This is a genomic window from Bathymodiolus azoricus thioautotrophic gill symbiont, from assembly GCF_001298715.1.
Lineage (GTDB): Bacteria > Pseudomonadota > Gammaproteobacteria > PS1 > Pseudothioglobaceae > Thiodubiliella.
The window spans coordinates 1-21248 of sequence record NZ_CDSC02000461.1; the positions used below are offsets into that span (position 1 = coordinate 1).

The 21248-nt window shown below is 38.7% G+C and carries 21 protein-coding genes; 5 read left to right on the forward strand and 16 right to left on the reverse strand.

The window, feature by feature from the left end:
• Positions 1-263: ribosome hibernation-promoting factor, HPF/YfiA family (gene hpf, locus BAZSYMA_RS08765; protein WP_090718111.1), on the reverse strand; the 263-nt coding region annotated here is incomplete at its 3' end.
• A 168-nt stretch (positions 264-431) separates the two neighbouring features.
• Here hpf and BAZSYMA_RS08770 point away from each other — a divergent pair.
• The 3 genes from BAZSYMA_RS08770 (at position 432) to argF (ending at position 2767) form a co-directional block, all read left to right on the forward strand.
• Positions 432-635: a hypothetical protein gene (locus BAZSYMA_RS08770; RefSeq protein WP_090718115.1), complete on the forward strand. Its 204-nt coding sequence runs from the start codon at positions 432-434 to the stop codon at positions 633-635.
• Between the two features lie 75 nt (positions 636-710).
• Positions 711-1868, forward strand: a complete 1158-nt coding sequence (locus BAZSYMA_RS08775; RefSeq protein WP_090718120.1) for an aspartate aminotransferase family protein — start codon at positions 711-713, stop codon at positions 1866-1868.
• A 2-nt stretch (positions 1869-1870) separates the two neighbouring features.
• Positions 1871-2767: an ornithine carbamoyltransferase gene (argF, locus tag BAZSYMA_RS08780; protein ID WP_090718124.1), complete on the forward strand. Its 897-nt coding sequence runs from the start codon at positions 1871-1873 to the stop codon at positions 2765-2767.
• On the opposite strand, the gene BAZSYMA_RS08785 is transcribed toward argF, so the two are convergent.
• From BAZSYMA_RS08785 to BAZSYMA_RS08855, 15 genes are all read right to left on the reverse strand, one after another.
• The gene (locus BAZSYMA_RS08785; protein ID WP_090718127.1) at positions 2747-3445 is read right to left on the reverse strand and encodes an epoxyqueuosine reductase QueH; all 699 of its coding nucleotides are present in this window, start codon (positions 3443-3445) and stop codon (positions 2747-2749) included. The genes argF and BAZSYMA_RS08785 overlap by 21 nt on opposite strands.
• Positions 3433-3855 carry a uracil-DNA glycosylase family protein gene (locus BAZSYMA_RS08790; RefSeq protein ID WP_090718128.1) on the reverse strand — a complete coding sequence of 141 codons (423 nt, stop codon included), beginning with the start codon at positions 3853-3855 and terminating at the stop codon, positions 3433-3435. The genes BAZSYMA_RS08785 and BAZSYMA_RS08790 overlap by 13 nt, the downstream gene beginning before the upstream one ends.
• Complete coding sequence (locus tag BAZSYMA_RS08795; RefSeq protein WP_090718133.1) at positions 3852-5384, reverse strand: 2-isopropylmalate synthase; 1533 nt, start codon at positions 5382-5384, stop codon at positions 3852-3854. Before BAZSYMA_RS08795 ends, BAZSYMA_RS08790 begins: the two co-directional genes overlap by 4 nt.
• A gap of 177 nt (positions 5385-5561) precedes the next feature.
• A complete protein-coding gene (pssA, locus tag BAZSYMA_RS08800) occupies positions 5562-6302 on the reverse strand; it encodes a CDP-diacylglycerol--serine O-phosphatidyltransferase (RefSeq protein WP_090718136.1) in 741 nt (246 codons plus the stop codon).
• Positions 6303-6357: 55 nt separating this feature from the next.
• Positions 6358-7395, reverse strand: coding sequence for a ketol-acid reductoisomerase (ilvC, locus tag BAZSYMA_RS08805; RefSeq protein WP_337925526.1), 1038 nt, complete (start codon positions 7393-7395; stop codon positions 6358-6360).
• Positions 7396-7417: 22 nt separating this feature from the next.
• Positions 7418-7900 (reverse strand): acetolactate synthase small subunit, encoded by a 483-nt coding sequence (ilvN, locus tag BAZSYMA_RS08810; protein WP_090718142.1) that lies wholly within the window; start codon positions 7898-7900, stop codon positions 7418-7420.
• A gap of 6 nt (positions 7901-7906) precedes the next feature.
• Entirely contained in the window at positions 7907-9640 is a 1734-nt protein-coding gene (ilvB, locus tag BAZSYMA_RS08815) for a biosynthetic-type acetolactate synthase large subunit (RefSeq protein ID WP_090718146.1), read from the reverse strand.
• A gap of 49 nt (positions 9641-9689) precedes the next feature.
• The gene (lpxC, locus tag BAZSYMA_RS08820; protein ID WP_090718149.1) at positions 9690-10601 is read right to left on the reverse strand and encodes a UDP-3-O-acyl-N-acetylglucosamine deacetylase; all 912 of its coding nucleotides are present in this window, start codon (positions 10599-10601) and stop codon (positions 9690-9692) included.
• A 2-nt stretch (positions 10602-10603) separates the two neighbouring features.
• Entirely contained in the window at positions 10604-11830 is a 1227-nt protein-coding gene (gene ftsA, locus BAZSYMA_RS08825; RefSeq protein ID WP_090718153.1) for a cell division protein FtsA, read from the reverse strand.
• A 3-nt stretch (positions 11831-11833) separates the two neighbouring features.
• Positions 11834-12778: a tRNA dihydrouridine(20/20a) synthase DusA gene (gene dusA / locus BAZSYMA_RS08830; protein WP_090718158.1), complete on the reverse strand. Its 945-nt coding sequence runs from the start codon at positions 12776-12778 to the stop codon at positions 11834-11836.
• Between the two features lie 14 nt (positions 12779-12792).
• On the reverse strand, positions 12793-13248 hold the full coding sequence (locus BAZSYMA_RS08835) for a CinA family protein (RefSeq protein ID WP_090718163.1): 456 nt from the start codon (positions 13246-13248) through the stop codon (positions 12793-12795).
• On the reverse strand, positions 13245-15776 hold the full coding sequence (gene pepN, locus BAZSYMA_RS08840; protein WP_090718167.1) for an aminopeptidase N: 2532 nt from the start codon (positions 15774-15776) through the stop codon (positions 13245-13247). The genes BAZSYMA_RS08835 and pepN overlap by 4 nt, the downstream gene beginning before the upstream one ends.
• Positions 15773-16501 carry a phosphatase PAP2 family protein gene (locus BAZSYMA_RS08845; RefSeq protein WP_090718171.1) on the reverse strand — a complete coding sequence of 243 codons (729 nt, stop codon included), beginning with the start codon at positions 16499-16501 and terminating at the stop codon, positions 15773-15775. The genes pepN and BAZSYMA_RS08845 overlap by 4 nt, the downstream gene beginning before the upstream one ends.
• The gene (locus tag BAZSYMA_RS08850) at positions 16498-17292 is read right to left on the reverse strand and encodes an undecaprenyl-diphosphate phosphatase (RefSeq protein ID WP_090718176.1); all 795 of its coding nucleotides are present in this window, start codon (positions 17290-17292) and stop codon (positions 16498-16500) included. Before BAZSYMA_RS08850 ends, BAZSYMA_RS08845 begins: the two co-directional genes overlap by 4 nt.
• A gap of 6 nt (positions 17293-17298) precedes the next feature.
• The gene (locus BAZSYMA_RS08855) at positions 17299-18393 is read right to left on the reverse strand and encodes a class I SAM-dependent methyltransferase (RefSeq protein ID WP_090718179.1); all 1095 of its coding nucleotides are present in this window, start codon (positions 18391-18393) and stop codon (positions 17299-17301) included.
• A 14-nt stretch (positions 18394-18407) separates the two neighbouring features.
• Between BAZSYMA_RS08855 and BAZSYMA_RS08860 the strand changes: the two genes are divergently transcribed.
• Positions 18408-19127 (forward strand): pteridine reductase, encoded by a 720-nt coding sequence (locus BAZSYMA_RS08860; RefSeq protein ID WP_090718184.1) that lies wholly within the window; start codon positions 18408-18410, stop codon positions 19125-19127.
• Between the two features lie 331 nt (positions 19128-19458).
• Positions 19459-21248, forward strand: a 1790-nt coding sequence (locus BAZSYMA_RS08865) for an Rne/Rng family ribonuclease (RefSeq protein WP_090718189.1), incomplete at its 3' end; no start/stop codon positions are given.

Here is a 21248-nt window from a genome sequence, read left to right on the forward strand (position 1 = left end):
TGTTTTCTAACTTGTGCATCTAATTTATTAACCAGCTGGTCAATTGAAACATACATATCATCACTTTCGGATTTTGCGAATAAATCTGCACCGCTAACATGGATAGTTGCCTCGGCTTTTTGTACACCCTTTTCGACTTCTAAGATCATATTAATATTAATCAAACGATCAAAATGTTGTTTGATTTTAGATAATTTTTCTTCTGCGTGTTGTTTAATTGCCTCGGTAACATCAAGATGGTGACCAGAAATACTTAATTGCATATATTCTCCTCGTTATTATTAAAAATGCAATTGAATTGTGCCACAAAGTAAAGTAAATATTAAAGTATTTATTGCATTTATGATAAATAATAAACACCACAAAAAATTAATTTTCGGTATAATAATGCATTTTAACCTTTCTACCAATACAAACAAAGGAGTATCAAGATGGATGCAGTTAGCAAGGAAAGTAACGAGTTAAGTATAAAGAGAATTGCATTGCAAAACTCTTTCAAAGAATATAACGAAAAGAATGGTTTTTCATATGAAGAATGGGTAAACCCACCTGCAGGTCATTTCTACGAAGGTTACAAGAAAGATTTAGATGAAATCAATAATCAAATGGCGCCGCCTTTACAATACCAGTCATAATCAATACTTAATTGGCAACAAAAAAGCCCCGTTTTGGGGCTTTTTGTTTAGTGGTTAGTCAGCCAACAACACACAATGTCTTATTTAATGTCAAACTATGCACCGCTTGCAGTTACCTTTGCCAAAGGTGAAGGTTGTTATCTGATCGACACCAAAGGCAATACCTATTTGGACGCCCTATCAGGCGTTGGTGTAGTTGGTTTAGGTCATTGTCATAAAGATATTACTGCTACTATACAAGCACAAGCTGGTGAACTTTTACACACCAGCAATTGGTATCATATTGCCCACCAAGAAGCCTTAGCTGAAAAGCTCTGCAAATTATCTAATATGGATAATGCTTTCTTTGGTAATTCTGGTGCAGAAGCTAATGAAGCTGCCATTAAAATTGCACGCTTACATGGTTATGTCAATAATATTGATAACCCCGCTATTTTGACAGCCAATCAAAGTTTTCATGGTCGCACCATGGCAACACTTTCTGCTACAGGTAATGACAAAGTACAGTCGGGCTTTACGCCGCTAGTAAGCGAATTTATTCATATTGATTTTAATGATATAGATGCAATAAAAGCACACACAAGCAATCGTAATATTGTGGCTATAATGCTAGAGCCTATTCAAGGCGAGAGTGGTGTGATTGTACCAAAGAGTGATTACTTAAACCAAGTGCAAGCCATCTGTCAAGCCAATAACTGGTTGCTTATTTTGGACGAGGTGCAAACAGGTATTGGGCGTACAGGAAAAATGTTTGCACATCAATATAACAATATCACCCCTGATATACTGACTTTAGCCAAAGGTTTGGGCAATGGTGTGCCGATTGGTGCTTGCTTAGCAAAAGGCAAGGCGGCAATACTTTTCACCCCTGGTACGCATGGCTCAACTTTTGGTGGCAATCCTTTAGTCTGCAAAACAGCACTCAGCGTATTGGAAGTCATTGAAAAATATAATCTTCTTGACAATGCCACAAAGATGGGGGGATACTTAGCATCAAACTTTCAAGAAAAATTATCCAACTCAAACAAAATTACCCAGATACGCGCTAAAGGCTTAATGATTGCCATTGAGCTTAATCAAGATTGCACACGCCTACTAAATGCAGCGCTAGATAAACGCTTACTTATTAATATTACTGGTCGTTCTATACGACTGTTGCCACCACTGATTATCAATCAAACTGAGGCAGATATTATTATTGATACTGTTTGCGACTTGATAGGAGAATTATAACAATGAAACATTTTATCAACCTTGAAGATTTATCAACCCATGACTTAAACCAAATTATTGATAATGCCATTACCTTAAAAAAAGAGCATAAAACGGGTCAAATCAACAAAGCACTAGAGAGCAAAACATTGGCAATGATTTTTGACAAGTCTTCCACGCGCACGCGTGTGTCATTTGAAGCAGGCATGGCACAGCTAGGCGGTCACGCACTATTTTTATCCGAGCGTGATATTCAATTAGGTCGAGGCGAGTCAATTGTTGACAGTGCAATTGTAATTGGCTCAATGGTCGACGGCATTATGATGCGTGTGTCTTCACATAATGACATCAATACTTTTGCACAAAATGCTAATGTGCCAATTATCAACGCCTTATCTGATGAATCTCACCCTTGTCAGTTATTGGCAGATATGATGACCTACAAAGAACATAAAGGCAACATTCAAGGAAAAACAGTTACCTGGATTGGCGACGGTAACAATATGTGTCAAACTTATATGCAAGCTGCAAGTGTATTTGACTTCAAACTCAACATTGCCACGCCTAAAGGATACGAGCCAGAGTCTTCTTTCATTACGCAATATCAAGACTACATTAAGCTATGTGATAATGCAAAAGAGGCTTGTAAAAATTCAGATTTGGTTGTGACCGATGTTTGGGCGAGCATGGGTCAGGAAGATGAGCAAGCAAAGCGTGAGTTTGCTTTTAAAGATTTTCAGGTAAATAGCGATTTAATGCAACAAGCTAACGCTGATGCTAGCTTTATGCATTGCCTGCCAGCACACCGCGAGGAAGAAGTAAGCAGCGATGTGATTGACGGCATGCAAAGTTTAGTGTGGGATGAAGCCGAAAACCGTTTACATGCACAAAAAGCGTTATTACTTTACTTGCTTAGTTAAACTATCCATTACCTCAGCATAAAACTTAACACCACGCTCAACTTTTTCCCTACCGCGTGATACACGCCAGCGGTTTGTGTCTCGTAGAGAATAGACACAACCACAGTATTCTTGTTGATAGAATTCTTCTTGTTTTGATAACTCCAGCATTCGAGATGAGCCACCTTGCTTACGCCAGTTAAAATCCCAATAAGTAATACCATTAAATGAATCAGTGGCGCGTGCACCACAGCCATTGATTTGATTCATATCTTTCCAACGAGAAATACCTAATGTGGAAGATATCAAATCAAAATCATGTGCTTTGGCATACTTAGCAGTGACTTCAAAACGCATATCAAAACAAGTGGTGCAACGCAGACCACGCTCTGGCTCATCTTCTTGTCCTTTGACACGCTCAAACCACAGTTCCTTTTCATAATCTGCATCAATAAACGGCATGCCCAGTTTTTCTGCAAAACGAATATTTTCTTCTTTTCGCAGCTCATATTCTTCTTGTGGATGAATATTTGGATTGTAAAAAAAAATGGTGGTGTCAATCTCTGAGACCGCTAAAGCCTCCATAATTTCACCGGCACAAGGGGCGCAGCAAGAATGCATGAGTAGCTTTTTCTCACCATTGGGTGTTTGTAATTTGGGACGCTCATAACCCGCAAGAGAGTAATCTACTTTAGACATTGCTGTAATTGCTTTAATACTTCCCACGCTTCGCGCTTAAAAGTTTCATTAACTAAAATTTCACTTGGATGATACGTGGAAAAATGCGCTTGCACATCGGATGACAGACTCTTGCTCATTAATAATACCGTTTTAGCGTCGTATTGTCCAAGCGTGTACTCCAAATCAACGGCATCAATAGCGATGCATTTAACATTGGCTTTTTCAAGCCCAATAGCACCCAACATTTTAAATAAAAAATCTTGAATCTTACCAGTTTGACAAAAAGAATGTGCATTTTGCGTTTCAATCACCAAACATGGCGTGCAAATTTTTTGAATACTGACTTCTATTGCATCAGCAGATTCAGCATATAAAAATGCTGGTACATCAAATGCTTCTAAATAATCACTACGCTCTAATTGACTCATACTTGTGGATGTGCCCTATCGGTTATCACTAAAATTTTATTCAAGGCATTGACATAAGCTTTAGCGCTGGCAATAATAATATCGGTATCCGCACCTTGCCCATTAACAATACGCCCATCACTTTCAAGGCGCACATTGACTTCGCCTAGTGCATCAGTACCTTGGGTAACATTTGATACTGAATACAGTTGCAAATTCACCTCAACATCAACCAATGAATTAATCGCACTAAAAGTAGCGTCTACTGCACCCGAAGTATTGGCAGTAGCCGATACTTCTTTAGCATCAATAGAAAGCACAATCCGCGCTGAATTTTGTTCACCTGTTTGACTAGAAACTTTAAGCGCTACCAATTGAATGCTCTCATGTTCTTCGTTCTGAGATTCCGAAACCAATGCTTGCAAGTCTTCATCAAAAATTTCATGTTTCTTATCTGCCAATTCTTTAAAACTCTTAAAGGTACTATTTAGCGCATCATCGCTGTCAAACTCAACACCAAGTTCTTGCATTCTAACTTTAAAGGCATTACGACCTGAATGCTTACCCATTACCAATGAATTGGCATTCCAACCAACATCTTCAGCCCGCATGATTTCGTAAGTCTCACGGTGTTTAAGTACGCCATCTTGATGAATGCCTGCCTCATGAGCAAAGGCATTTGCACCAACAATTGCTTTGTTTGGTTGCACGATAAAGCCTGTCACGCTTGAAACCAAGCGCGATGCAGAAAGAATATGTGTGGCATCAATGCCTGTATCGCAGGCAAAAATATCTTGACGCGTTCGCACTGCCATGACCAACTCCTCCAAAGAGGTATTGCCTGCACGCTCACCTAAGCCGTTAATCGTACACTCCACTTGGCGTGCGCCATTAAGAACGGCAGACAGAGAATTTGCCACCGCCAAACCCAAGTCATTATGACAATGCGCTGAAAAGATTGCTTTATCAGAATTTGGCACGCGCTCAATCAGTGATTTTATCGTCTCACCAAACTGATGAGGAATGTTATAACCTACCGTATCAGGAATATTAATGGTAGTCGCACCTGCCTCAATTGCTGCTTCAATGATACGACAAAGAAAGTCTTCGTCACTACGCCCTGCATCCTCGGGTGAAAATTCAACATTATCTGTCCAATTTCTGGCGCGCTTTACTGCATGAACAGCCTGCTTTACTACTTGCTCAGGTGTCATATTCAACTTCATCTTCATGTGAATATCACTGGTAGCAATAAAAGTATGAATACAAGATGAATTCGCACCCTTTAATGCTTCTCCAGCACGATCAATATCTTTATCTAATGCTCTTGCAAGCGAGCAAATAGTAGAATCTTGAATAGTATTGGCAACCGCTTGAACCGCTTCAAAGTCACCAGACGAAGCAATAGCAAAGCCTGCCTCAATGACATCAACATGCATTTTTTCCAACACTTTGGCAATGCGTATTTTTTCGTCTTTGGTCATTGACGCACCAGGTGATTGCTCACCATCTCTTAGCGTCGTATCGAAAATAATTAGTTTATCAGACATTTTTTGTCTCCTATGTTTGTTACGTTGTATTTTTAAGATGTGCTAGCTTTTCAGCCAGTCGAGATAGTAAATTACCTTACGGTAATAATCGTAACAAAGCCAGGAGAGTGGGTTGCTTATAGAAAGAAGTTTTAATCTGATTCTTCATAACTAAATTATAACTTAAATATAAACCGCCTACCTGTTTTTTTTCAACACACGTTTTTTACGCACATCAATTATGGTAATAATTAAGCCAGATAGCGCATAAACAAAAAAGAAGGTAAACAGAATCGCACTTGGCCATAGCGTCACTACAATAATAATTAATATAGCGATTAACAGTAATTTGAATGACGCCCTACCCTTGAGGTTAATTTCCTTAAAGCTATAATAACGAATATTACTCACCATCAATACGCCAGCACTCACTAAGATAATCCAACTTGTCATAGCAAGATATTGGTCATACGGCGTTGTGCCGATAAACTCCTTAGTCCATACCAAACCTGCAATAAGCGCAGCAGCAGCTGGCGAAGGTAGGCCTTGAAAATAACGCTTATCCTCAATACCTATTTGCGTATTAAAGCGTGCCAAACGCAATGCGCCAGCGGCTACATAAATAAATGCGCCTATCCAGCCAATTTTACCCATCTGCTCAAACTGCCAAAAATACACCAATAGTGCAGGCGCAACACAAAATGACAACATATCTGCCATCGAATCATATTGCTCACCAAATGCACTTTGGGTATTGGTCAGTCGTGCAACACGACCATCTAGAGTATCCCACAACATTGCCACAAAGATAGCAATAGCAGATTCTAGATATTGACCTTTAGTGGCTAGAACAATCGCTAAGAAACCTGAGAACAATCCAAATGTTGTTAGAACATTGGGCAATAAGTAAACACCTTTTTTTGTTTTTTTTTCTGCCATAATCTCTCTTAGAAACAAAAAAACGCCCAACTTAGCTGGGCGTTCAATCTAATTTTTAGTTTTTACTCTGATCAATAATTTTGTTCTTAGCAATCCACGGCATCATTGAACGAAGTGACTCACCTACTCGTTCAATTTGATGTGCGCGTTGAACTTCACGACGCGCAGGAAGCTCGCCCACATTAGCCACAAACTCTTTAGCAAACGAACCATCTTGGATTTCAGCTAAGATTTTCTTCATCTCTAATTTGGTTTCATTGGTGATAATACGAGGACCCCGAGTTACATCACCGTATTCAGCTGTATTTGAGATTGAATAACGCATATTGGCAATACCACCTTCATACATCAAATCAACAATGAGTTTTAATTCATGCAAACACTCAAAGTATGCCATTTCTGGCTCGTAACCTGCTTCAACCAATGTCTCAAACCCTGCTTGAACTAATGCCGTTGTGCCACCACATAATACCGCTTGCTCACCAAACAAATCTGTTTCTGTTTCTTCTCTGAAAGTTGTCTCTAAGATGCCTGTACGACCACCACCAATAGCTGATGCGTAAGATAGGGCAATGTCTTTCGCATTGCCAGATACATCTTGAGCAACAGCAATCAAGTCAGGAATACCACCACCCTTAACAAATTCACTACGCACAGTATGACCTGGCGCCTTAGGGGCAATCATAATAACATTAAGGTCAGCTCTTGGCTTAATCATTTCAAAGTGAATATTTAAACCATGTGCAAATGCAAGTGTTGCACCTTGCTTGAGGTTTGGCTCAATATTATCTACATAAATTTTTGCCTGAAACTCATCTGGTGCTAATACCATAACTAAATCTGCCCACGCCGTTGCATCTTCAACTGATTTGACGCTCAAACCGGATCTTTCTGCTTTTGCCGCTGATATTGAGCCTTCTCTAAGTGCAACAACAACATCAATACCTGAATCTTTCAGGTTGTTTGCGTGCGCATAACCTTGTGAGCCATAACCAACGATGGCTACTTTCATGCCTTTTATAATATTTAAATCAGCATCTTTATCGTAATATCTGTTCATTTTTTTCCTCTTTTGATTGTGAGATTTTTGCATCAATACAAAAACCTCTGTTTAATTAATATTCTCTTTTCTGACAAACGCCAGTTACGCCTGTTCTAGAAACTTCTAAAATTTTGAGTGCATCAATTGCCTCTAAAAAATCATTGACTCGTTGGCTTTTTCCTGCCACTTCAACTGTATAAGTGTCTTCACTCACATCTACTATCTTGCCGCCATATTCATCAATATGTTTGTCTATTTCAGCTTGAGAGCTTGGGTCAACATCAATTTTAACCAATACTAATTCGCGTTCAATGTGTTCTGTAGCGGTCAAGTTAGTTACCGTTACCACATCAATGAGTTTATCCAGCTGCTTAACAATTTGCTCAATAATATTATCATCGCCAATACTGACAATGGTCATACGCGACAGCGTCTCATCATTAGTCGGTGCTACCGTTAATGACTCAATGTTAAAGCCACGCGCTGAAAACAAGCCTGCCACCCTTGATAGCGCACCAGATTCGTTTTCTAATTGTAGTGAAATAATATGTCTCATGGTCTTTTATACTAAATGTAATCCTTCATCGTTAGTGGATGCCATTTCGTCACGACCTGCTAGCAACATCTCATGATGTCCTGCCCCCGATGGAATCATTGGAAATACATTTTCACTTGGGTCAGTCAAAATATCAACAAACACGGTACGGTCTTTTTGTTTGAATGCCTCAATCAAAGCTGGCTTTAAATCTTGTTCTTTCTCAACTTTAATACCTATATGCCCGTAACTTTCTGCCAATTTAACAAAATCTGGTAGTGCATCCATGTACGACATTGCATAGCGTTTTTCATAAAAAAACTCTTGCCATTGTCTAACCATGCCCAAATAGCCATTATTTAAATTAATAATTTTAACGGGGGTATTGTATTGCAACATGGTCGAAAGCTCTTGTAGCATCATTTGAATACTGCCTTCGCCAGTTACACAAGCCACATCTGCTTTTGGGTCGGCTAATTTTGCACCCATTGCCGCAGGCAATCCAAAGCCCATTGTACCTAAGCCACCAGAGTTAATCCAACGGCGTGGTTTATCAAATGGGTAGTATTGCGCCGCCCACATTTGGTGCTGACCCACATCACTGGTAACAATCGCCTCACCCTGAGTTACTTCATACAAAGCTTCAATCACGCTTTGTGGTTTAATGACACCCGACTTAGTCTGATACGCCATTGAATCAACACTACGCCACTCTTCGATTTGCTTCCACCACGCATCAATATTGGCTAATTTTTTATCTTTAAGTGCTTGTATAAGTGCATTCAAAGCATCGTTGACTTGTCCGATAATTGCCACATCAATAGCTACCGTCTTGCCCACCGAAGATGGATCAATATCAATATGAATGATTTTTGCATAAGGGCAAAACTTATCTAAATTACCCGTAATACGGTCATCAAAGCGTGCGCCCACAGCAATAACACAATCTGAATCGTGCATTGCCATGTTAGCTTCATAAGTGCCATGCATACCTAACATACCTAATGACTGAGCATCTGTTGCAGGGTATGCGCCCAAGCCCATTAAGGTTTGGGTAATTGGAAAATTAGTATTGCGTGTAAACGAGCGTAGCACCTCACTGGCATTGCCAATCACACTACCACCACCTGAGTAGACAATAGGTTTCTTTGCTTGCATGATTAACGCAACTGCTTTATCAATTTGCCCTGCGTCAACTTTTATCTCAGGTTGGTATGAGCGCATATTAATTGACTTAGGATAACCATCAAATTCAATCTCAGCGATGGTAGTATCTTTAGTGATATCAATCAATACTGGGCCTGGGCGACCTGTGGTGGCAATATGAAATGCCTTCTTAACAACATTTGCCAAATCGTTAATGTCTTTTACCAAGAAATTATGCTTAACACATGAACGGGTAATGCCAACAGCATCCACCTCTTGGAATGCGTCATTACCAATCACTGCAGAGGACACTTGACCCGAAATAACCACCATTGGAATAGAATCCATATGCGCTGTAGCAATGCCTGTTACTGCATTAGTAAGCCCAGGACCAGAAGTAACGAGCGCTACACCACACTTACCACTAACGCGTGCATAGCCATCTGCACCGTGCACAGCGCCCTGTTCATGACGAACTAAAATATGGGCAATATTATCACAGGCATCAAGCGCATCGTAAATATGCAATACAGCGCCCCCTGGATATCCAAAGATATGCTCTACACCTTCATTTTGAAGGCAATTAACCAATATTTGAGCACCGTTCAATTTCATTACTTATTTGATAGAAAAAACCCTAGGATTATACCTAAGACGAATGTCATTATAGGGAGTTTTGCCAATCTTCTGAATAGAATTGAATCGGAGAATTTTCACTCTCAAAAGTCTCAATTGACCAAGTATCTGGTTGCTTAAGAATGGCAGATAACAACTGATCATTCAACAAGTGCCCAGTTTTGTAACCCTCGTAGTGTCCAATTAGGTTAGCACCTAACAAGTACAAGTCACCAACAATATCCAAAATTTTATGTTTTACAAATTCATTCTCATAGCGCATACCATCTTCATTTAAGACATCATCATCACTGAGTGCAATCGCATTATCCATACTCGCACCGAGTGCCAAATTCCTCTCTTGCATACTTTTTACATCACGCATATAACCGAAAGTTCTGGCTCTAGATATTTCTTTAAGATAAGACTTCTGTGCGAAATCAATGCTAAGATTTTGCCCGCTTTCCTTAACTTTTTTATGATTAAAATCAATCTCAAGCGTTACTTTAAAACCTTCGTAAGGTGTTACTTGCGCCCAAGAATCATTGTTTTCTACGCGAATAGTATCTTTAATCACAAAAAATTTCTTATGTGCATCCTGATCTTCAATACCTGCTGATTGCACCAAGAAAATAAAGGGTGCTGATGAGCCATCCATAATAGGCACTTCAAATGAGTCTAATTCTACCAATACATTGTCAATACCCAGCGCTGAAAATGCACTCATTAAATGCTCAACGGTTGAAATCTTAACACCTTGATTTTCAATACTGGTTGATAGAATCACCTCGTTTACAAAGGCATTATGCGCTCGAATCAACTCGCCACCCACATCCAATCTCCTAAACACCACGCCATGGTCAATCTCTGCGGGAATAAGCGTCATATTAATCATAGCGCCACTATGAATACCAATGCCACGCGCTTTAACTGCTTTTTTTATTGTTCTTTGCTTAATCATATTTATAAAAATTTAAACCCTTTAATGAAGCCCATTTTACCTAAAAAACTGTTTTTACCACTCGATTGTTGCTCAGACTTAGAATCGTCAAGACCGAACAACAATAAACCCAAAGCACACGCATACTCTGGGCCCAACCACTCATACTTTGCGCTAATGAGCTCAGTGTTAATACGCCCTACTTTGACTTTCTTTTTATAAAGACTGTGCATTAACTTATCACAATCTGTCATTTTTGCACCACCGCCCACCAAAACCAAGCCTGATTTAAGCGAGCGATATAAATTTTGGTTGTTGAGTTTTGTTCTAATCATCTTAAACAACTCCAAGTAAGACTGTCTAATCACTTCAATGAGTGATTCATGCGACAAATAATAATAATTTGAATCATCTATTTGTTGAAACTTAATGAGTGTATCAGCGCCCAATTTAACTTGTGTTTGTCCATATTCTATTTTTAAACGCTCTGCTTCTTGAAAAGAAGTGTTAAACGCCTCAGAGATATCTTGAGTCACCTGCTCTACGCCAAATTGAATACTGCCGCTATAAAAAACACCGCCCTGCTTAAATACAGACAAATCCGTCACACCGGAACCAATATCAACCAAACAAACCCCTTTGTCTTTTTCATCTTGTGTCAAACAAGGCTCGCTACTCGCCATTGAATTTGGCACAATACTAGACAAACCCAAATCACTCCAGTAAATACTGTTTTCAACCGCTTCCACATGATGATTAGATGCGCTAACAGTATGTATACTAACGCCTAAATTATCCGCTTTTTTCCCAAGGGGTTGATTGACAGGCTCAGGATTTGCATCCAAAGTATAGTGGTGTATTATGTTGTTAACAGTCTGATGATTGTCTGGCATCTTTGTCTTTGCCATTGACTCAATAATCTTAAAAACCGTATCTAACTCTGAATCTCTAACCCTGCCAGAAGGCACATGCGTATAAGCGCTTTGATTCAATACTTTAAGATTTGGCTCTGAAATATTAACACTAACATGTTGAAAATCTGTGCCATAATTTTCAACAATTTCTTCTTTAATCTTTTCAATCACTTTTGCCACTTTTTTAGCATTTTCAACAACACCACACCGAACACCATCAGAACTAGCTTGTGCATAGCCAAAAACTTCTACTCTGTTATTTTTTAATTCCGCAAGAAGAACAACAATCTTACTGCTGCCAATATCAACGCTTGCAATGAAATTACCATCAACCATTTTTTAACCCGTAAAGTCCAACCATTGATACAAATGCTTCAATTCAACCACCTTGCCACTGAGTAATTGTCTAAATTTTTTAGCACTCGGCTGAGCGTGATACAAACCTAAAATATGCCGAGTCATTGAGCGAATTGGCACCCCTTGGTCATTCTGTTTCTTTATATATTCAATAAAATCCAATAATACTTGTTCACGCGACGGCGCATCCAGAATTTTATGATAAATCTTGTTATCCACCTCACTAAGTAAATATGGCTGGTGATACGCCACTCTGCCCAACATCACACTATCAACGGATTGCAAGTGCACAGTAGCCTCATCAACACTCATAATACCTCCGTTAATAGCAATAGCAAGATGCGGGAAATCTTTTTTAATTCTATATACCCATTCATAATTTAGTGATGGTACTGTACGATTTTCTTTTGGACTTAATCCTTTTAACCAAGCTTTTCTAGCGTGAATTACAAACACATCACAGCCTGCGTTTTCCACTTGCATGACAAAGTTTGACAACTCCTTATAACTTTCCATATCATCCACACCAATGCGTGACTTCACACTCACTGATATATCGCTTGCTTGGCGCATCGCATCCACACACTGCGCTACCACCTCTGGGGTTTGCATTAAACACGCGCCAAAACTGCCCGATTGCACTCTATCCGATGGACAACCAACATTAATGTTTACCTCATCATAGCCCCAATTTTGGGCAATCTTAGCACACTGCGCCATCTCATCTGACTCGCTACCACCTAGTTGCAATACCAATGGATGCTCTGCTGCATCAAAATCCAACAGACGATTTTTATCCCCATTAAGAATGGCCTTGGTCGTTACCATTTCACTCCACAACTGCGTCTCTTTTGACAACAATCTGTGAAAATACCGACAATGCCTATCAGTCCAATCCATCATCGGTGCTACTGAAAATTTATGCATTAATATGCATTGAGTTATAACAACCCTTTCAAAGTATCAACCACAAAGCCTACACTTTTTTGCATGACTTGTTGACGCTCGCCATCAAAATATTTTCTAATGGTGGTACACTCACCCAAGATACAAAAGCCAAAACACACAGTGCCTACAGGCTTGTTCTTTGTGCCGCCTGTTGGTCCAGAAATACCGGTGATAGATACCCCAATATTAGCATTAGAGTTCTGAATAACCCCCTCTACCATTTCCAGGGCAGTTTGCTCACTAACTGCACCATAAGCATCTAAAGTAGATCTTTTCACGCCAAGTAGTTCTATTTTTGCTTGATCGCTATAAGTGATAAAACCTCTATCAAAATAATCAGAAGAGCCACTCTCTTCGGTAAGCAATACAGATAGGTTACCACCCGTACAAGACTCTGCTACGGCGATGATAAGTAATTTTTGTTTTAATAATTCAGTTAGTTGGCTCATTTAAGTGCAACTTGAACAATTTCAAAAATATCTTTAGATAGATTTTCAGTGTTGGCAATTCTTTCTAGCTGTTGTTTTTGCAAAGCCTTTAACTCAGGGGTAAAGCGCTTCCAATGATTGTAGGTTGCCACCAGTCTTGCGCCAATTTGTGGGTTGCTGGTGTTTAGTTTGAGTATCACATCGGTAAAAAATTCGTAACTTGCTTGCTTGTGAAAATTTGTATAGTTGCGAGCAAAACCACCAACCACACTACGCAAACGATTCGGTGTGTTAAAAGAGAATAATTCATGCTCCATCAATGCTTTAACGCCGTCAACATCGCACACATTGCTGGATGCTAACGCAGAAAAATACTTATCCATTACTTGCGTATCGTCTTTGAATTCTTGGTAGAAATCTGCCAATATTTGTTGGCGATACTCATTATCGCTATTTAACAGCAAATGAAATGCACAGAATTTATCACTCATACAATTAGCCTCATTGAATTGTGACTTTGCCAAATCCAACTCGCCATCTTTTGTTAGATAGAATAAGCATCTATTTTTTAGTGCTCTTTGCCCAACAGCTTCTGATGTGAATTCGTAAACTTGTTGAGTATTTAACTCTCCTTGAAGGCTACTGTGTGACGCTAGTGATTTATATACTTCAAGTAATAACGGTTTAAATCTGGTGATAATTTTTTGAATAGTGATTTCACGCTTATTGTGAATATCAAACACATCAATAACCGTTTGATGATTATGTAGAGCACGTTCAGATGGCAACATTAACAACTCACAAACCAATGAGCTATCTTTGGTATTTTTAATCATAAATTCAATCGCATCAAAAAATGCAACTTCATCTATTGTGTCGGCATCCATTATCAAAGACAACCAAAGCTTTTGTGCGTTGTCCCATTTAACAAAACTGTCTTTGTCGTGCTTAACCAAAAATATCCTTTGCTCAAAACTCAAGTCACACTCAAGTTTGATTGGCGCTGAAAACCCACGCAACCAAGAAGGGGTTGGCGCTGATTTTATATTTTCAAATACAAAAATTTGGACTTTGTCCTTAATGGTTAACACGCCTTTTTCTAATTCATTACCTAAACCGTCAAGTAACGCAAATGACAGTGGGAAAAAATACTCATATTGTTGTTCAACCGTTGCTGTGTAGGTGTTCTTGACTTCGTCATAATGCGTTGAAATACTCACCTCAGGTGTGCCAGATTGTGAATACCAATGTTTAAATTGGGTGAAATCAAACCCGTTAGCATCACTCATGCTGCTAATAAAATCATCAATGGTCACCGCTTGAGAGTTATGGCGCTCAAAATACAACTTCATGCCTTTTTGGAAACCTGCTTCACCAAGGAAGGTGTGAATCATACGAATCACTTCCGCACCTTTTTCATAAACAGTCAGCGTATAAAAATTATTCATTTCGATATAGCTTTCAGGGCGTACAGGATGTGACATTGGCCCTGCATCTTCGGCAAATTGGTATGTACGCAACATATCCACATCGTCAATACGCTTAATTGAATGCGAATGTAAATCAGAAGTAAATTCTTGGTCTCTAAAAACCGTCAAACCTTCTTTTAAACTTAACTGAAACCAGTCCCTACAAGTCACGCGGTTGCCTGTCCAATTATGGAAATACTCGTGCCCGATAATGGCTTCAATATTAATAAAATCACCATCAGTTGCAGTTTTGTTATCTGCTAATACGCAGGCAGAATTAAACACATTCAAACCCTTGTTCTCCATAGCGCCCATATTAAAATCATCAACTGCCACAATCATATAAATGTCTAAATCGTATTCTAATCCAAAACGCTCCTCGTCCCATTTGAATGCGCGTTTAAGAGCACCCATAGCAAACTGGGTTTTATGTATATTGTGCGCTTCTGTGTAAATTTTAAGTGCCACTTCTGTGCCCGATAATGTTGTGTAAGTGTCTTCTAAAACAGCAAAATCACCTGCCACTAAAGCAAATAAATAACAAGGCTTAGGCACTGGGTCGTGCCAAGTCGCCACGCCATTTGAACATTCAGTCAAATTACCATTACTCAGCAGCACAGGATACTTGTCAAACGCCGCTTCAATGTGTGTGGTGAACACACTTAATACATCAGGGCGGTCTAAATAATAAGTGATTTGACGAAAGCCATGCGCTTCACATTGGGTGCAAAAATTGCCGCTTGATTGATACAATCCGTTTAAACTGGTGTTGGTTTCTGGGTGGATTTTGGTTTGTATTTCCAAAGTAAAACGCTGTGACATCTTTCTTAGTTCCAAGCCGTCTTCCACTAGGGTGTATTCAGGATCAACGCCATCAACTAAGATAGAAATCAATTCTAAATCAATGCCGTTTAAAAACAAATTACCACTTTTATCGGTGCTTAAAGAGTTTTGATAAAAATCGATCTTTGATGAGACAATTGTTTCATTTTCACCTAAACGAAAACTTAACTCAGTTGCATGAATTAAATACGGGCTTACTGTGTAGTCTTTGCGATAAATAGCTTGTGGTTGTGTCATTTTCTTAAAATCCTGTTAATAATTTTGTTGAGTATTTTTTGTGGTGTATTTAATAGTGGTGTATACAAACCAAATGCCAGTGTCGTTAAAGCTGTGCCTAGTCCGCCAACCATGATATCACTCATCCAATGTGCACCCGCCATTAGTCTTGGCATTATAAACAATATCACAACAAATAATATCCACGGAGTCCATTTATTACGCGCAAAGAATAAACAGTAACCCAGCCAAGTAAATAACACAGCAGCATGGTCACCTGGGAAGCTATCGCCAGAAAAATCTTTTAAGCCAAAATCAGGATACATTAATGACAAACGCACGGCGTCACCAATCAACACCGTTGGGCTAGCTCTGTTTAAATTATTACATTCAACATAAAAATCCAGCAACTCACGCACAAACAACGTCACAACGCCTAACAAAGCAAAACCAATAAACCCAGAAAATCTATCTTTGCTCTCAAAAATCACACCTTTGGCATAGAAAAACCACAAAATAAAAAAAAATGGAATCAAATCTGCAATACGAATACTCAACACCGCCCAGAACCAACTCCACGCCCCCCTTAACTCATTTAATAAAGGGTTGGTTGCGTCAAATACCCATTGGTCTAACAAATCCCAATACTCTCTAGTCGCACCATAACTCCAACTAGAAATCAACAATAAAGAAACAATGTTGAGTGTAACAAAAGCGTTAAACCTAAAAGAAAATATATTATTCATAACATTAACAAAAATACCCCTAAAAATAAACGATAAACCACAAATGGCATCATACTCATTGTATTTAACGCTCTAATGAAAAAAATAATGGTTAAATACGCACTGATACTAGAGACCACAAAACCCACCACTAATAAAGTTAAATTAACCACTTGCTGTTGTTGATAAATATCAATCAGTATTAACAAAACAGAAAGTGTAATAACTGGAATAGATAATAAAAAGGAAAATTGAACCGTTGCTTTTCTTGAAAGCCCTATCAGCAGTCCTGCGGTAATAGTAATACCCGAGCGCGAAACACCTGGCACCAGTGCCAGTGTCTGCATCACACCAATAAAAACAACATCCCTCCAAGCCAATAACTCTCTAGCACGTGGACTCTTAGTGTCTAGCAAAACTGCAACACCCAATAAAATACCAAATACAATGGTCGTATAGGTAATAATTTCAACAGAACGCAAATCGTTGGCAATAAAATCTTCAAAGAGAAACCCAAAAATACCCACAGGAATCGTACTCAATAATACACCCCAAGCCAATTTTGACTCACCAACAACTTTTCTCTCAATAATACAGAGATAAAAATCACTAAATAATTGAGAGATTATATGTTTGTAATAATAAATCACAGCAACCAATGTGCCCATATGCACTACTACATCAAATGCCAATCCTTGATCAGGCCAGTCACTTAACTTAGGCACTAAAATCAAATGTGCAGAAGAGGATATCGGCAAAAATTCGCTAATCCCCTGTATTAATGCCAAAACAATTGTTTGAATAAAGTCCACTGCTCTTTATAGTTTATAAGTTAAATCTTGCTCTTTAAAGCCTTTTAATTTTACTTGCGTATTTTTACTTAATGCCAATACTTTAAAACTCTCCCCCATTGCGTTTGGTAATACTAATTGCTTGATTTGTTGCGCCAAACTAATGCGTTTGTTTTCGTCTTTTTCATTTAGCAAATATTCGTCAATACCCAAAGAAATTAAAAATAGCGCCTGTGTGGCGTAACCAGAAAGTGTAAAGCCACACTCAAACGCTTGCTCAGCAATATCAGAAAAATTAACCGAGGTGGTAATATCCTGCTCACCGATATGCTCAAATGGATTATCATTCGCCTTATGTTGATAATAGCACCTTAGTGTACCTTCATTACGCTGAGGGTGGAAATACTCATCTCGCCCCATGCCATAATCAATAAGCAATACCACACCCTTATTCATTATCTCGCTCAGACTTTCAATCCACGCCCTTGCTCTGTCATTAACTTCGGTGATATAGCCATGTGAAACTTCAACAGGTATAGATATTTTATCATTGGTATAAGGGTGTTTTAGCACTTGCCATACCAATTTATCATCTTGACAGTCCACACCTAATTCTTTAAAGCCATCGGTTTGATTAATCAATCGTTTCGCCGGCATAGCATCCAACACCTCATTGGCAATCACCACACCTGAAAAATCCTTTGGCAGCCTATTTAACCAAACCACCCTATCTATTAATTCTGGCAGGGCTTTGTTAATTGTGTCTTTTTGTCGTTGCTGTAATTCAGCGCTTAACTCTAAGATGTAATAGTTTTTTGGTAGTTTCCCCAATCGTCCTAATTCAAATAAGATTTGTGCTGCTAATATCCCACTACCTGCGCCAAATTCTAAAATACCACCTCTACTCTCTGACACTTGTGCACATTGTCTAGCAAGACAAAAGCCAAATAAATCCGAAGTTTCAGGCGCAGTAATAAAATCCCCTTTTTCACCGAATTTCTGAGCACCACCACTGTAATATCCTTTGGCTGGATAATACAACGCTAAATTCATAAATTCATCAAACCCGATAGGCTCGGCTTTTTGTATAATAGTGTTTTTGATTATTTGTTCTAAATTCACGAAAGTTATTTTATATGAAAACAGCACTCATCACAGGTGGCGCACAACGCATTGGTGCACAAATCACCAAAACACTACACGCACACGATTACAATATCATTATTCATTATCGAAATTCTAACAAAGAAGCACAAACTTTGGCTAATGAGCTTAATCAACTGCGCGCTAATTCTGCCACACTAATTCAAGCTGAGCTATCTGACTTACAAGCACTAAAAACACTTGCCAACACTATTAAACAATTAGATGTATTAGTCAACAATGCCTCGGTCTTTTACCCAACCTCAATGCAAAATGCTAATGAAAATGACTGGAATACAATCATCAATACCAATATAATGGCACCTTTTTTTCTATCTCAATCTTTATTAGCAGCTTTATCAAAAAATAAGGGTTGCATTATCAACATTATTGACATTCATGCCCAGCGCCCATTAAAAAACCATGCAATTTATAACATTTCCAAAGCAGGTGTGGCAATGATGACACAAACCTTAGCAAAGGAACTGGCGCCAGAAATTCGTGTTTGTGGTGTTGCACCAGGATCAATTCTATGGCCAGAAAACCAAGCCAAACTCAACGATGAACAAAAAGACAAGATGCTAAATAAAATACCTTTGAACAAACAAGGTGGCGCAGAAGATATTGCTAACACAGTTTTGTTTTTAGCAACCTCACCTTATATCACCGGTCAAATTATCAGCGTTGATGGTGGACGCACATTAAATCAATAGCTTTTATGTTATAATACAAACTGTTTAATGTAAGGAACAGAACACATTGAACAAAGAATTTTTTAAAAGTTTTGACTGTAATGACAAACATCAAAACAAACTATAAACATTTGGCTTTTTTTTGCCATACATAGAGAATATAATCGTTTATTAGCTTTTAACCAAGACTTATCATTAGCAATAAACCAAAAAGGGCTGACAACCCCAATATATAACAATTAGAATAAAATTTTGAAACATTTACAACTCAAAATAATGATGCTAAGTTCAACTCAACATGCAAGTGTTGAGTCTCTGTGTGTGGAAGGAAGTCTATTATCAGGACTAAATTATGAACCACATATTAATCAACGCAACGCACTCGGAAGAAATTCGAGTTGCCATTGTAAGAAATAAAAAACTCACCTCTCTCAATATAGAAACCAGCCTTAATCAGAAAAATAAAGGCAATATTTACAAAGGGAAAATATCGCGAGTTGAACAATCCTTAGAAGCTGCTTTTGTCGATTATGGCAAGGAAAGACAAGGATTTTTGCCATTCAAAGAAGTTACTGAAGCACTAAAAGAAAATGCAAAATCCTCAGGTGAAAAACTCACTATTTCTGATGTTTTAAAGGAAGGACAAGAAATTATTGTTCAAGTTGAAAAAGAAGAGCGTGGCAACAAAGGTGCTGCACTAAGTACTTATATCAACTTGGCTGGTGCCTACATGATATTGACACCAAACAATGCAAAAAGCAATGGCATCTCTAGACAAATCACTTCATCAGATAGACAGTCACTAAAAGAAGTTATTGGAAAAATCACCATGCCTGAGCACTCAGGTTTAATTATTCGTACAGCTGGTGCAGGTAAAATTTTAGAAGAGCTACAATGGGAAGTTGACTACTTATCAGAGTTGTGGAGTTCAATCAATACCGCAGCAGAAAAACGCTCAGCACCTTTCTTAATCTATCAAGAAAGCGATATCGTCATTCGCACACTGCGTGACTACCTAAGAGAAGATACTGATAGTGTCATTATTGACGATTTAGCAACTTTTCAAAATGCCAAAGAATTCGTTAGCTTCGTTCTACCGCACCATTTAGACCGTATTAAACAGTTCGATGCCTCCGAGCATTCTTTGTTTAATCATATGGGTATTGAATCACAGGTAAAAAGTGTTTTCGAGCGTGAAGTATCCCTATGTACAGGCGCAACCATTGTCTTTGACCCAACTGAAGCGCTGACTGCCATTGACATTAACTCTGCACGCGCTACCAAAGGTTTTGATATTGAAGAGACAGCTTACAATACAAACTTAGAAGCCGCCAAAGAAATCGCTGCACAGTTGCAACTGCGTGATATTGGTGGCTTGGTGGTGGTTGACTTTATCGATATGACATCTGAGGAACACAAAAAATCTATTGAAAAAGCCATGGAAAAAGCCACCAGCTCAGACCGTGCTCGTATTCAGATTGGCACAATTTCACGCTTTGGACTGTTAGAAATGTCAAGACAGCGTTTAATGAGTTCAGTAACAGAGTCAGTAGAAAAAACCTGCCCTGCTTGTGAAGGTCGTGGCACTACGCCAACCGTCCCAAGTTTATCGTTAAGCATTTTAAGGCAGCTTGAAGATGGTTGCAATGCCTCTAACCAAACACAAAAACTAACTATTCAGTCTAGCGTTGATGTTATTACCTATTTACTTAATGAAAAACGCGCGGATATTGGCAGATTAGAAGATAAGCACGAGATAAAAATCACGCTATTACCTAATCCTTATATGCAATTTCCGAACTTCAATATCAACAAACAAAAAGGCGATAAGAAATCACACCATAAGAGTTATCAAGGCATTTCTAAACCACAACAAAATATTGCAGAGAATGGCTTAAGTAACACTAAAGAAGCAGCAGCTATTAATACCAATCATCCAACAACACGCGTTCCCAATCAAAAGAAAACTACATTTTCATTGTCATTCTGGGGAAAGATTAAGTCGATTTTTGACTCTAATAAAAAGAAAAATAAACCAAACAAAAAGCACAACAATAAAAAAAACAATCGTAACCGCAACAAGAGTCGCAATAAAAACAATCGTAACCAAAACAAAACACAGAATGACCAGCAGAACAAACC